The organism is Pseudoalteromonas sp. MB41, assembly GCF_020966275.1.
Lineage (GTDB): Bacteria > Pseudomonadota > Gammaproteobacteria > Enterobacterales > Alteromonadaceae > Pseudoalteromonas > Pseudoalteromonas lipolytica.
The window spans coordinates 206013-217758 of record NZ_JAJJZF010000004.1; the positions used below are offsets into that span (position 1 = coordinate 206013).

An 11746-nucleotide genomic window follows, 5' to 3' on the forward strand; every position below is an offset into this window, starting at 1 on the left:
TATTGAGCTGCGACTAAAACTTGCTCGATTCTACAGCGTAAAAATGAACACAAAATTAACAAGTTTTTAACCTTGAAGCGTACGGCTTACAAGGCATTTAGAATTTGGCGAGGGAAAATAGCGGTAAATAGCGTTAATAAAAAATGTATCTTTTTTGGGTATATAGCGAATAAATTAGTTTTATTGTAAAAACATATATAAAAATTGTGTAAAAAGTAAACGCGGTGACTTTTTTAGAAGATGTTTGAGATAAAAAAAAGCAAACAGCGGGTGTTTGCTTTTATAAAAAATCCTATTTGATCACAACTCAATTAAGCAGCGATTAAATAGGACTCTCGTCCTGCATGTTTTGCCTTACGCTGATACGCACCTTTGCCTTTTTTAGCTTTTTCAACTTTAGCCTGAAACAGCTTAGAGGTAACCAATGCAGCATAGGCATTGTCGTTAATTACGCCGCGGCCAATATCAACTTGGCTTTGGTTTTTTTGTTTCTTTTTGCTCATTTTTTACTCCTCATGAATGTGTCGCGATTGTATACCGTTAATACTGCTACGCAAGTAGTTTTATTAAAAATATGGCTCTTTTTTCACCCTTATTTTGTCGTAATTTAAATCAATGGCTGCCATGCATTTTTGCCATTTTTATGGTTAAGCGTGTTTTTTATTTGCATTCACATACCAACAACTGGCAATACTGATTAAAACAACCATAGTTATTAAAAAATAATGACTAAAAATAAAAAAGAACAACAGGATCATAATGACTGACTTACTGTTAATAGCCTATATTTTCCTCATTGCAGGCATTATTGCCGTGCCAATAGCCACCAAGCTGGGACTCGGGTCTGTACTGGGTTACCTACTGGCTGGTATTGCCATTTCTCCTTTGCTAACCACCTTAAATGTGGATGTGATTGCCATTCAGCATTTTGCCGAATTTGGTGTGGTGATGATGCTGTTTATTGTTGGTCTTGAGCTTGAACCTAAAACACTGTGGTCAATGCGCAAACAACTTATTGGTCTTGGCGGAGGGCAAGTTTTATTAACCAGTGCAGCATTTACTGCACTGGCTATGATGTTGGATCACCCGTGGCAAACAGCCCTCACTATTGGCTTAATTTTATCGCTTTCTTCAACGGCGATTGTGCTGCAAACCCTGTCAGAGCGTGGGTTATTAAAATCAGACGGCGGCCAAGCATCATTTAGTGTGTTACTCACGCAAGATATTGCGGTTATTCCCATGCTCGCATTTATTCCATTATTAGCCCTACCAGAGCTGGCAACAGGAATAACAGGCACCAGTAATAACAGTCATACAGGGCTTAGCCTCGTAGCAGGGCTTGAAAGCTGGCAAGCAGCCTTAGTTACATTAGGTATGATTGCGCTTGTGGTGTTTGGCGGAAGCCATCTCACAGCCCCACTTTTTAGGTTTGTAGCACAAGCACGGCTACGTGAACTCTTTACCGCCACGGCGCTATTTTTTGTTATTGGCATAGCATTGATGATGTCGTTAGTGGGCCTTTCACCCGCATTGGGCACATTTTTAGCAGGCGTGGTGCTTGCAAACTCCCCCTATAAACACGAGCTTGAAAGCAATATCGATCCTTTCAAAGGGTTACTGTTAGGGCTCTTTTTTATCACGGTTGGCGCCAGTATTAATTTTCAGTTATTAACTGATAACCTCGCGACCATTGTGCTTTTAACCGCGATACTGATCCTTACTAAAACAGCGGCGTTATTAATACTTGGGCGACTGTTTGGCTTAAAAGGAGCCGCCCTATGGTTACTGGCGCTAGGGCTTGCTCAAGCCGGTGAGTTTGGGTTTGTGCTATTAAGCTACAGCGTGGGCAATCATGTGCTTCCATCGGCTTTGGCCGACCAACTGTTATTGGTTGTCACACTCTCTATGTTGTTATCACCGGTATTATACATTGTGTATCAACGTTTCATTGCCCCTCGCTATATTGGCGAGCAAGCTCACCGAGAAGAAACCTTTCCTGAAGATAGCCACGTCATCATTGCTGGCTCTGGTCGTGTTGGAGGGGTTGTCGATTTAATCTTAAAAGCGGGCGGCTTTAACACCACCGTAATTGATTACAATTACAAACAGCTTGATCGATTAGAGCGTGTCGGGATCCGCAATTTTTTTGGTGATGCAACAAGACCCGACTTACTAAGCGCCGCCGGAATAGACAATGCAAAATTACTAGTTGTTACACTTGATGATGCCGAGCAAATAACCAAACTGGTTCGCTATGCAATGCAAAACTATCCGCACCTTCATGTTGTTGCGCGTGCTGTAGACCGCCATCATGTTTATGACTTGTGGGCATACGGGTGTCGCGACATTATAAGAGAAACCTACGACAGCTCCCTTCGCATGGGTCGAAGCGCATTTGAAGCACTCGGCATTGAGCAACAAAAAGCACAAGAGCTGGTTAATATCTTCAGCGAATTTGACAAGGAAATGCTGCGCTTAGCCGCAGACGCCTACGAAATAGGTGTGCCATTTGAAGAAAACCACGCGTATATCGACTGCATTAGTAAACTACTCAACGAAAAAGAGCCTGAGATTAAACGGCGAATGCGCGACATATGCGAACGGGCTGCCAGTAGTTCAAAGCAATAAAGGCTTACACGTAACAGCGGCTTTATGCGGTATAACTCAAAGTGAATTAAACCGCTGCTATACGCTTTGCTTTACCCCAGCTGCGTTTTATAAATGCAGGGCGCTATACGTATACCACTGTGCTTAATTAAGTATTAGTATGCACCTTCGCAAAGACAAAAAAATAGCGCCTTTCGGCGCTATTTAAACTTCATTTCAATATAGGAATTAAAAGCTAAAACTAAGTTTTGCATAGTAGGTCATGCCATCAAAGCCATAAGGCAAGGCACGTACAGGGTACTTAAACGCTTGGTTAGTGATAAAATCAAGTGCTTCATCTTCGCCTAACTCATCAGGGGTCACGTCGAAGATATTATCAATACCTGCCGACAGCATAAGCTCATCAGTTAACTGATAACCCACGTTAATATCAACTAAAACCGCAGACTCTACCGTACTGGTATCTTTAAATTCGCCTGTAGGTGAAAGCTCATCTGGTAAGCCAATATGGTCATTACCAAAGTACTTAACGTCTGTTTCGCCATAATAATTAAAGCGCAACATACTGTTAAAGTCGCCACGATCATATTCAAACGTAAGCGTTGCACGCTCACCTGGTTGACCATCTGTTAAAAAGCTACGCTGCAAATCATCCAGTGCAATCGACTCAGGGATCCCCTCTGGGGCATTAACATTATCAATTTCGGTGTCGTTAATGTTACCAGCAAACGTTGCTGAGAAATTACCGTCGTACAAATCAGTACGGTACGAGGCAATAATATCAACCCCTTTCGTGGTTGAGTCTACCGAGTTTGAAAAGTAGTTCGCTTGCTGTGCGCCAGTGGCGTTCAATGCAGCCACAGCCGCAGGGCTAAAGGCTACATCATCCGCAGACATTAAGCTGCCAAGCGTAATGCGGTCTTTAATTTCAACATGATAAAAATCAACGGTTAACGACAGTTCACTGCTCACGTTATAAACAAAACCTGCGCTTAGGTTCTCTGAGCTTTCAAGGCCAAGGTTATCAACGCCCAGTGCTGAAGGAAAATCAGATCCCGCCGTTGCAGTAAATGACTGCAATAATACCCCACCCGCACCTAAGTTAGTGGTGTAAGCCGTGTAAGCACTTTGCTGTAATGAAGGCGCTCTGAAACCCGATGAGATTGCACCACGCACTGCAAAATCATCCGAGATTTCATAGCGTGTCGCTAATTTACCAATGATGTCGTCACCCGCATCAGAGAAATCTTCATAGCGCAGTGCCGTACTCACTTGCCATGCATCTGTCAGCAAGGTTTCAGCATTGACATAAAATGCATAGCTGTCGCGGCTTTCTTTGTTTGATGCCTCAGGACGAAGGCCGTTATAAGCCTGAAAACCACATTCAGCAAATACGCTGTCATCGTTTACCGCTGGGTAAGAAGTGTCTGTATTAGCAAGGCCGCACGCATAGGATGCTTCTTCGCCTGGGACAATTTGATAGTTTTCTTTGCGGTACTCAGCCCCCACCGACACATACACAGGCTCACTGCGGCCAATATTAACAACGCCGTTTAAATCGGCATTAACGGTGGCTTGATCAAATCTAAACCCGCCCGAATACCCGCCTCGTGGGCCCGCATTAGCAGCAATATCTGCATCACTCGCATTTGGGTTATTAGCTACATATTCAGCAGCATAAGAGGCATTTAAGGTATTTTTTGAAGTGAAATCATAGCTATTTTCACCGTACACAGCAGACACATCATAACCCCAGTCAGGGTTCAGCTCGCCACGCAGACCCACTGCAAATGAAATATCTTCGGCTTCGTTGTCTATACGAGGTAAAAAGCCATCGCTGTATACTTGCACCACATTCTTTGCGGCCTGATTATAGTTACGGTAAAAACCATTCCCTAATGCTGTTCGGTTTGAATAGCCACCAAATGAGTAAAGTTCAGTGTCACCCAGCGGGAGTGCCATATTATAAAAAAGTGACGTAAACTCGCTGTCAGCATTACCTTGCCCCCAGCGGACATCGTCAGATAATGTGCCAGCAGGGACATCTAACGACCCACCCGTATCACGCTCGGCTCTATTAGTGCCATCAGCATTACGGTATTCAGCCGAAAAATTAATAAACCCCCCTTCGTCGCCTAAATCAAAACCACGATTTAAACCAATCGAAATCGTATCGCCGTCGCCTTCGCCCGTACTACCTGCTTGCACATAGCCCGTTGTCACACCGGTAGAATCGTTAAGTGATAAGTTAATCACCCCTGCAATTGCATCAGAGCCATATTGCGCCGCTGCGCCATCACGCAATACTTCAACCCCTTTTAATGCGCTAAGCGGAATAGCGTTCATGTCGGTTCCCGCTGCACCCGCGCCCACAGTGCCGTTTAGGCCAAAAATAGACTGATTATGACGACGTTTACCATTAATAAGCACCAACGTTTGATCTGGCTGTAAACCGCGCAGAGTCGCGGGTCTAAATAAATCAGACCCATCTGACACTTGCGTACGAGAAAAGTTAAAAGACGGTGCGGTCGCTTGTAAACTTTGGCCAAGTTCAGTGAAGCCCCCTTTATTCAGGGTATCAGCATCAATTAAATCAATAGGAGAGCTTGATTCGGTCGCAGTGCGGTTTGCTACTCGCGATCCCAAAACTGAAATTTGTTCAATATTTTTATCAGCTTGAACGTCTGTTGCTTGCTCAGCAGCCTGCAGTGAAGTCGCCGACACAGCGACGCTGACGGCAATAGCCAGCATACTAAAAGAATGTGTTGTCATGTGAATCCTGTTGATATTCTGGCTTTTCCAAAGCTAAAAAATAAAGCGCCCCACAGGGAGAAACAAAGGAAAAGCATTAAGCACGTGTTATAGATTTATAAAATCTTAATTTTGAAAGCTAACTCAAGCCTGCGAGTTAACCTTTACAAAACATCCTATCAACAAAAAAATGAAAAGAAAGAAAAATTAGCTACGACTTAGGTATAATTATACCCATTTGTACTATTAAGTGATTAAAGAAAGGGCTTTTGATTATTTAATAAGCAGAAATAAGCAAGAAAATGCAACCACACACTTATCTCTGCTATTAACAGGGTGAGGTTATTCTTGCTCTATCATCGCGAGTTTTTCATCTTCAAGCATCAGCGCCATCGTTGCAATCTCAGACAAGCTTTCATCTAACGCGGTAAAAAAGGTCGCAAAACCTTCTCCTAACTTATCAGGCTCGGGGTGATTTGCAAGCGCCTGATCCCACATGGCTAAGGTTGTGAGTAAATCAAGCGTTGCTTCAAAATTATCAATAAACAGCTGACCATCACCTTCGTTGTCATTCTGTTCATCGGCTTTCAACAAAAATTGTAAATCACTATGCCAGATATCTTGGTTAACAATATAGGCTGCAATATAGCCACTACAAAAATCTTGCAATGCTTGGCTTGGCTCGTTGGCTTTCACTTCATCTGGGTATAAATGTACGAGTAATTTTTTTTGCTCAACTTGTGCTTCCGTTACATTATCAAGCAGCTCAATCATCGCATCACGAGGGGCTGACTCAGTCATTAACGTGTTAAACACCGTTTCGTCTCCGTCGGCTATGTAATTAGCCAATTCAGACTCGCCAAAAAACTCAGAACACGCTAACAAGCCACTCATAAAACCGATTACTTGGTCTAAACTAACCTGCTGTGTTTCGCTTTGACTTGCGAGATAATTTTTAAATACATCTGCACTTTCTTTATTAAGCATATTGAGCCTTTATATTTTGCCTTTGTTAGGGTGTATTCCTACACTAGCGAATCCACATTTTTTTGCAACAACTTAGATATTGTCAACAACTTGCCTTACATGACTGAGGATCGGAAACACACAGCTAATACGCGTTCCCATACCTTGTGTACTTTGAATATCAATCCGACCTTGATGCTCATGCACAATAGCGTATGCCATGGTCATGCCCATACCGGTTCCCTCGCCTACAGGTTTTGTGGTGTAAAAGGGATCATAAATTTTAGCCATTGTTTGCTCGGACATTCCCTCGCCATTGTCTTCAATATCAATGTAAATATGATGCTCAATCTCATACACCGACACCGTAATCTGTGCCTCTGAGCGATTACTGTCACATGCTTGCTTGGCATTTATTAAAATATTAACGACAACTTGGCTTATCGCAGGCAAATTACACCAGCTAATCGAAATAGGACTGTAGTGGGTGTGTAAGTGGTAATCGTTTAACTGATTTGCTAACAGTTTTACGGCACTTTTCACCGCATCAGTCATATCGGCAAATTGCTTTTCGTGCCCTTTAGGCCGCGAAAAATCGAGCAAGTTTGCAACTATTTTACGGATCCGTTGTAAGCCTTGGGCTGTGTCGCTAATTAGCTCGGGCAAGTCGTTGGCTACATAATTAAATTCATGCTTTTTATTCAGTTGCGTCAATTGCTCAGAAAAAACATCTCTTTCAATGTGTCGCTTGGCAAACTTGTCACATGCACTAAGCAACTCACTAAAAAAATCACAGTAATCTTTTAAACAGTCAACATTACTAATACTGTAAGCCAGTGGATTATTAATTTCATGCGCAACACCCGCGCAAAGCGTGCCGAGTGTTGCCATTTTCTCGGCCTGAATAAACATCGCCTGATGATGCTCTAAATCAGCAATTTTTTGTTCAAGTTCACTGTTTAATGCAACCAACAGCCGGCTTTTATCTGCTAACAATTGCTCCGCTTGTTCACGCGCCGCTTTTTCTAGTAAATAGGCTTGTTTAAAATCACCCATTTTAGCCTCAAACTTAGCTCATCTCTTATAAAACCTAGCACAAGCCCTAATTTAAGGCTATGTTATTGATTAAAGATGATTCAAAGCAATGTGGTATGGCAAAACAACTTAATAAAGAACATATTCAGGTTTTATGCATTGATGACGATGAAATTGTTTTACGCACCTTAGTTAGGTTGTTAACGGCAAATAATCTTTCGGTTAAAACCAGCCTTTCGCCCATTGAAGCACTAAAACTTTTAGACAGTTTCACCTTTGATGTGATCATTTGTGACATGCGCATGCCCGGTATGGATGGCGCAGACTTTTTTGCACAAGCAATCAACATTGCCCCCGATACACAGCGTATTTTATTAACCGGCTATTCCGATATCGACAATACCATTGCCGCTGTAAATAAAGGAAAAATTCACGCTTATATTCAAAAACCTTGGCAAAATGAGCTGTTGTTACGCAACATTCATGACGGTATCGAAAAAACCTCTTTAAAACGTAAAAACAAGCAACTTGAGCAAAAAATTAAAGCCCAAAATAGCCAACTAAAAGAGCTCAATAATAACCTTGAGCAGATGGTTGAAAAACGCACCCAACAAATACGTAAAGTGCTTAAACAGCTTGAAGAAGCAAACGAACGTGAAAAACACGAACACCGCACAACTTTCGAGATTTTATATAATTTTATCAACGCCAACCCATACCTAGATGGTATTCAAGCGCAAAATATAGCGAACACCTGCAAGCAAATTGCGCAGGCACTTGGGTTAGATAAAAAACACATAGAAATGGCCGAAATGGCAGGCTATTTAGCGCAAATTGGCTTATTGGCAATGGAGCCAGCCCTGTATAAAAAGCCCACGCGTGAATTAAACGAAAATCAAAAAAAGCTTTTTTATACGCACCCAAGCACCGCGCAACTTATGTTAATGCCCGCAACGCATTTACACGATGTATCCGAAGCCATTTATTACCAATTTGAGCAATACAATGGCAATGGTATTCCAAAAGGATTAAAAGGCGCAGACATCCCGATAACCGCTATGATTTTGGCTATTTCTCGCGACTTTTGGCAAGCCGTGGCTCAAGTCAGTTCGCTGGGAAACAGCAAGTTCGAAAATGCACTGGGGCAATTACAACTTTACAGTGGCACCTACTACCATCCTAAATTGCTCGAGATTTTAAGTGGATTAAAAATTAGCTGCGCCAGTAACCAACTCGTTGGCAGCATGAAAATCATTAATGCAAACGAGTTAAAAAACGGCATGGTGCTTGGGCATGCCCTGAGAAACTACGATGGAATTTTGCTCTTACCTAAAGGGCATGTATTTGGCCCTAAATCGATAAGTAAGTTACAGCAGCTCGAAGCGAAAAAACCGAATCCTTTCAGGATCATGATCAAAAATTAACGAATAAAGTGATCACTTATTATCGCTACTTCGTTACAATGTGATTTATATTACTTTTACTTCTAAAGGAGCGATCAGTGTCGCGATTTTCCGCTATAACAGATAAGCCTCATGATGGCCGATTTAATAAAAAAACCGGTATCTTATTGACCAACTTAGGCAGCCCTGATGCCCCAACCACAGCGGCACTCAGAACCTACTTACGCGAATTTTTATCTGATCCACGCATTGTCGAAATCCCGCGCTTCATTTGGATGATCATCCTGTATTGCTTTGTACTCACGCTTCGCCCAAAGCGCTCTGCTGCACTTTATAAAAGTATATGGACAGAAAACGGTTCGCCATTAACGCATATCACACGCCAACAAAGCGAAAAACTCGCCGCAATTTTAAAAGAGAAAGGCCATCAAGATACCGACGTTGTTATGGCAATGCGTTATGGTAATCCATCGATTGAAGCGGGGCTTGAAGCACTGCGCGAAAAAGGCATTACCCGCGTTATTGTGCTGCCGCTTTATCCGCAATACTCAAGCACAACGATTGGTTCAACGTTTGATGCTGTGTCGAACGTATTACGAAAATGGCGCTGGGTACCCGAGCTTCACTTTATAAACGGCTACCACGACCACCCTATTTACATTGATGCGTTAGCAGCCAGTATCAGCGAAGATTTAAATGCCCATGGTACACCGCAAAAACTGGTATTTTCGTATCATGGTATGCCAAAACTATTTTTAGAAAATGGCGACCCTTACTACTGTTTTTGCATGCAAACCACGCGTTTAGTGTCAGAAAAGCTAGGCTTAGACAAAGACTTAGCGGTGACCACGTTCCAAAGCCGTTTTGGTAAAGCAGAATGGTTAAAACCATACACCGATGCCACGCTTGAGAGTTACCCCGCACAAGGCATTAAAGATATTGCCATAATTAGCCCTGCGTTTAGCGCCGATTGCTTAGAAACATTAGAAGAGATAGAAGGCGAAAACCGCGAAATATTCGAGCATGCAGGCGGTGAAAAATACCGTTATATTCCTGCACTTAATACGCGCGATGACCACATTAACGCCATGTATGAAGTTATTAAGCCTTTGCTTAAGTAATTATAGTTAGGCCCTAGTTACTAGGGCCTAATTGATACTCACACGCTGCCATGTGTCTCGACCACCAAAATACGCGCTTCACCTTTTGGGTGAGCCACATGCTCAGTGCCAACACTGGCATAAAAGATATCTCCGGCATTTAACAGCTCAGCGCATACTTCACCCTGTTGCTTATAAAGCATCTCAACCTGACCACTTAACACCACAAACACTTCTTCACCATCGTTGGTGTGCCACTCGTAAGGCTCATTCGTCCAATGCAAACGGGTTGTAATGCCGTTCATTGTGGCGATATCTAATGCGCCCCATGCACGGTCGGCAGTAAATTCATGACTTCGTATTACTTTCATTTGTTACTTTCACCTTTAATACTAATTTGTTTAATTAAGTGATCTATTTTGGGCAATATAAGCTCGTTGATAACTGGGCAAACATGTCGTTATTGAGGTGTTCTCGGCAATTACTCCTGCATTGCTGTACCTCCTGCCTCCAGCCTCCAGCCTCTTGCATCCATGCAGTCGTAAATCAGACATTTTTAACACAGCTTGCGACAGGTTTAATCCCTCAAAATGATTAAGCATCATTGCGGATTAGTTTAAATAGCCCCTAATCTTTGCGTGTCATCACTAAGGTTATTACCCCTGCAACAATCCCCCAAAATGCCGAACCAACCGTGAACAAGGTCAGGTTTGAAGCCGTCACTAAAAATGTCACTATGGCTGCCTCGGTATAATAAGCCTCTGTTAACGCTTGCTGTAAACTACTGGCAATCGTGGCAAACAAGGCTATACCCGCTAATGCTAAAATAAGTGCTTGCGGTAAACTGGCGACTAAACCAACTAATGTCGCAGCCAGTAACGCCATAATGATATAAAACACACCACCAGCAATACTTGCCCAATAACGCTTATCGGGATTTTTATCGGCTTCGGGGCTCATACAAATTGCCGCAGTGATCGCCGCAAGGTTAATCGAATACCCACCAAATGGCGCGATAAACACATTTAAAAGCCCCGTAACATTTAAAGCAGCCGAGACCGGAGCCTTATAATGATGTGCTTTTAACACAGCGATGCCCGGTAAGTTTTGCGATGTCATCGTCACAATAAACAGCGGTAAGCCCACACTGACCATGGCATTTAAATCAAACTCTGGCGCAATAAATGTAAACTTGCTTAATTTCCATTGCCAACTGCTTGTATCAATTTGTCCGGTCATTGCTGCCATTAAAAAGCCAACCACAACAACGGCTAACATCGCAAAACGGGGGAAATAACGTTTACCACATAAATAAACAGCCACCATCACGCCAATCACTAAGGGCAATTCGTTCATAAAATTGAACACATCAATGCCAAAATTCACCAAGACACCCGCCAACATAGCACAGGCCAATTGACTGGGAATTTTGTTCATCATTTTTTCGAAAATACCGGTGATACCGCATAAAAACACCAACACCGCCGAGAACATAAACGCCCCAACAGCTTGGTTTAAGGTGTAGCCTTGCGCGCTTGAAATAAGTAATGCAGCGCCCGTGGTCGACCACGCAACCAAAATGGGCACTTTATAGTAATACGACAATGCAATAGAGCTTACTCCCATCGCAAGCCCCAGCATTAATACCCAACTGGCCACTAAATCAGGGGTACCGCCTAGCACCATCACTAATTGATATATCAATGCAATTGAGCTGGTAAAGCCAATAATCACCGCCACTAAGCCCGCGGTTGCTCGACTGATCAGTTGACTCATAAAGGGGAGACTCCTTGCAAAACATGCAGATAAAAACCTACCTTATCGCAAGAAGCACACGTTGACACTGTACACTTTTGTAGTATTTGAAGAGTAATTTACTATACA

Annotated in this window: 9 protein-coding genes; 3 read left to right on the top strand and 6 right to left on the bottom strand. The window is 42.8% G+C overall.

Going from position 1 to position 11746, the window contains the following annotated elements:
• Positions 1-311: 311 nt before the first annotated feature.
• On the bottom strand, positions 312-503 hold the full coding sequence (locus tag LPA49_RS07325) for an alternative ribosome-rescue factor A (RefSeq protein WP_036972476.1): 192 nt from the start codon (positions 501-503) through the stop codon (positions 312-314).
• 256 nt (positions 504-759) lie between these two features.
• Here LPA49_RS07325 and LPA49_RS07330 point away from each other — a divergent pair, with 256 nt between their 5' ends.
• Complete coding sequence (locus tag LPA49_RS07330) at positions 760-2628, top strand: cation:proton antiporter (RefSeq protein WP_230236208.1); 1869 nt, start codon at positions 760-762, stop codon at positions 2626-2628.
• A 207-nt stretch (positions 2629-2835) separates the two neighbouring features.
• Here LPA49_RS07330 and LPA49_RS07335 read toward each other — a convergent pair whose 3' ends face one another.
• From LPA49_RS07335 to LPA49_RS07345, 3 genes are all read right to left on the bottom strand, one after another.
• The gene (locus tag LPA49_RS07335; protein WP_036972479.1) at positions 2836-5379 is read right to left on the bottom strand and encodes a TonB-dependent siderophore receptor; all 2544 of its coding nucleotides are present in this window, start codon (positions 5377-5379) and stop codon (positions 2836-2838) included.
• A 321-nt stretch (positions 5380-5700) separates the two neighbouring features.
• On the bottom strand, positions 5701-6345 hold the full coding sequence (locus tag LPA49_RS07340) for a UPF0149 family protein (RefSeq protein ID WP_230236210.1): 645 nt from the start codon (positions 6343-6345) through the stop codon (positions 5701-5703).
• 72 nt (positions 6346-6417) lie between these two features.
• Positions 6418-7380 carry a sensor histidine kinase gene (locus tag LPA49_RS07345; RefSeq protein WP_075593414.1) on the bottom strand — a complete coding sequence of 321 codons (963 nt, stop codon included), beginning with the start codon at positions 7378-7380 and terminating at the stop codon, positions 6418-6420.
• A gap of 95 nt (positions 7381-7475) precedes the next feature.
• Between LPA49_RS07345 and LPA49_RS07350 the strand changes: the two genes are divergently transcribed.
• Together LPA49_RS07350 and hemH are read left to right on the top strand one after the other, a co-directional pair.
• Positions 7476-8783, top strand: coding sequence for an HD domain-containing phosphohydrolase (locus tag LPA49_RS07350; protein WP_036972952.1), 1308 nt, complete (start codon positions 7476-7478; stop codon positions 8781-8783).
• A gap of 77 nt (positions 8784-8860) precedes the next feature.
• Positions 8861-9883 carry a ferrochelatase gene (gene hemH, locus LPA49_RS07355; RefSeq protein ID WP_074988485.1) on the top strand — a complete coding sequence of 341 codons (1023 nt, stop codon included), beginning with the start codon at positions 8861-8863 and terminating at the stop codon, positions 9881-9883.
• Positions 9884-9921: 38 nt separating this feature from the next.
• Here the strand turns inward: hemH and LPA49_RS07360 are convergent, their stop codons facing one another.
• Positions 9922-10233, bottom strand: coding sequence for a cupin domain-containing protein (locus LPA49_RS07360; RefSeq protein WP_230236211.1), 312 nt, complete (start codon positions 10231-10233; stop codon positions 9922-9924).
• 256 nt (positions 10234-10489) lie between these two features.
• Positions 10490-11638 carry a benzoate/H(+) symporter BenE family transporter gene (locus LPA49_RS07365; protein WP_075593413.1) on the bottom strand — a complete coding sequence of 383 codons (1149 nt, stop codon included), beginning with the start codon at positions 11636-11638 and terminating at the stop codon, positions 10490-10492.
• Positions 11639-11746: the final 108 nt, after the last annotated feature.

What these genes read in the sequence shown, in the direction of transcription:
- LPA49_RS07325 (WP_036972476.1), bottom strand. Translation starts at nt 503, where the DNA reads ATGAGCAAAAAGAAACAAAAAAACCAAAGCCAAGTTGATATTGGCCGC.
- LPA49_RS07330 (WP_230236208.1), top strand. Translation starts at nt 760, where the DNA reads ATGACTGACTTACTGTTAATAGCCTATATTTTCCTCATTGCAGGCATT.
- LPA49_RS07335 (WP_036972479.1), bottom strand. Translation starts at nt 5,379, where the DNA reads ATGACAACACATTCTTTTAGTATGCTGGCTATTGCCGTCAGCGTCGCT.
- LPA49_RS07340 (WP_230236210.1), bottom strand. Translation starts at nt 6,345, where the DNA reads ATGCTTAATAAAGAAAGTGCAGATGTATTTAAAAATTATCTCGCAAGT.
- LPA49_RS07345 (WP_075593414.1), bottom strand. Translation starts at nt 7,380, where the DNA reads ATGGGTGATTTTAAACAAGCCTATTTACTAGAAAAAGCGGCGCGTGAA.
- LPA49_RS07350 (WP_036972952.1), top strand. Translation starts at nt 7,476, where the DNA reads ATGGCAAAACAACTTAATAAAGAACATATTCAGGTTTTATGCATTGAT.
- LPA49_RS07360 (WP_230236211.1), bottom strand. Translation starts at nt 10,233, where the DNA reads ATGAAAGTAATACGAAGTCATGAATTTACTGCCGACCGTGCATGGGGC.
- LPA49_RS07365 (WP_075593413.1), bottom strand. Translation starts at nt 11,638, where the DNA reads ATGAGTCAACTGATCAGTCGAGCAACCGCGGGCTTAGTGGCGGTGATT.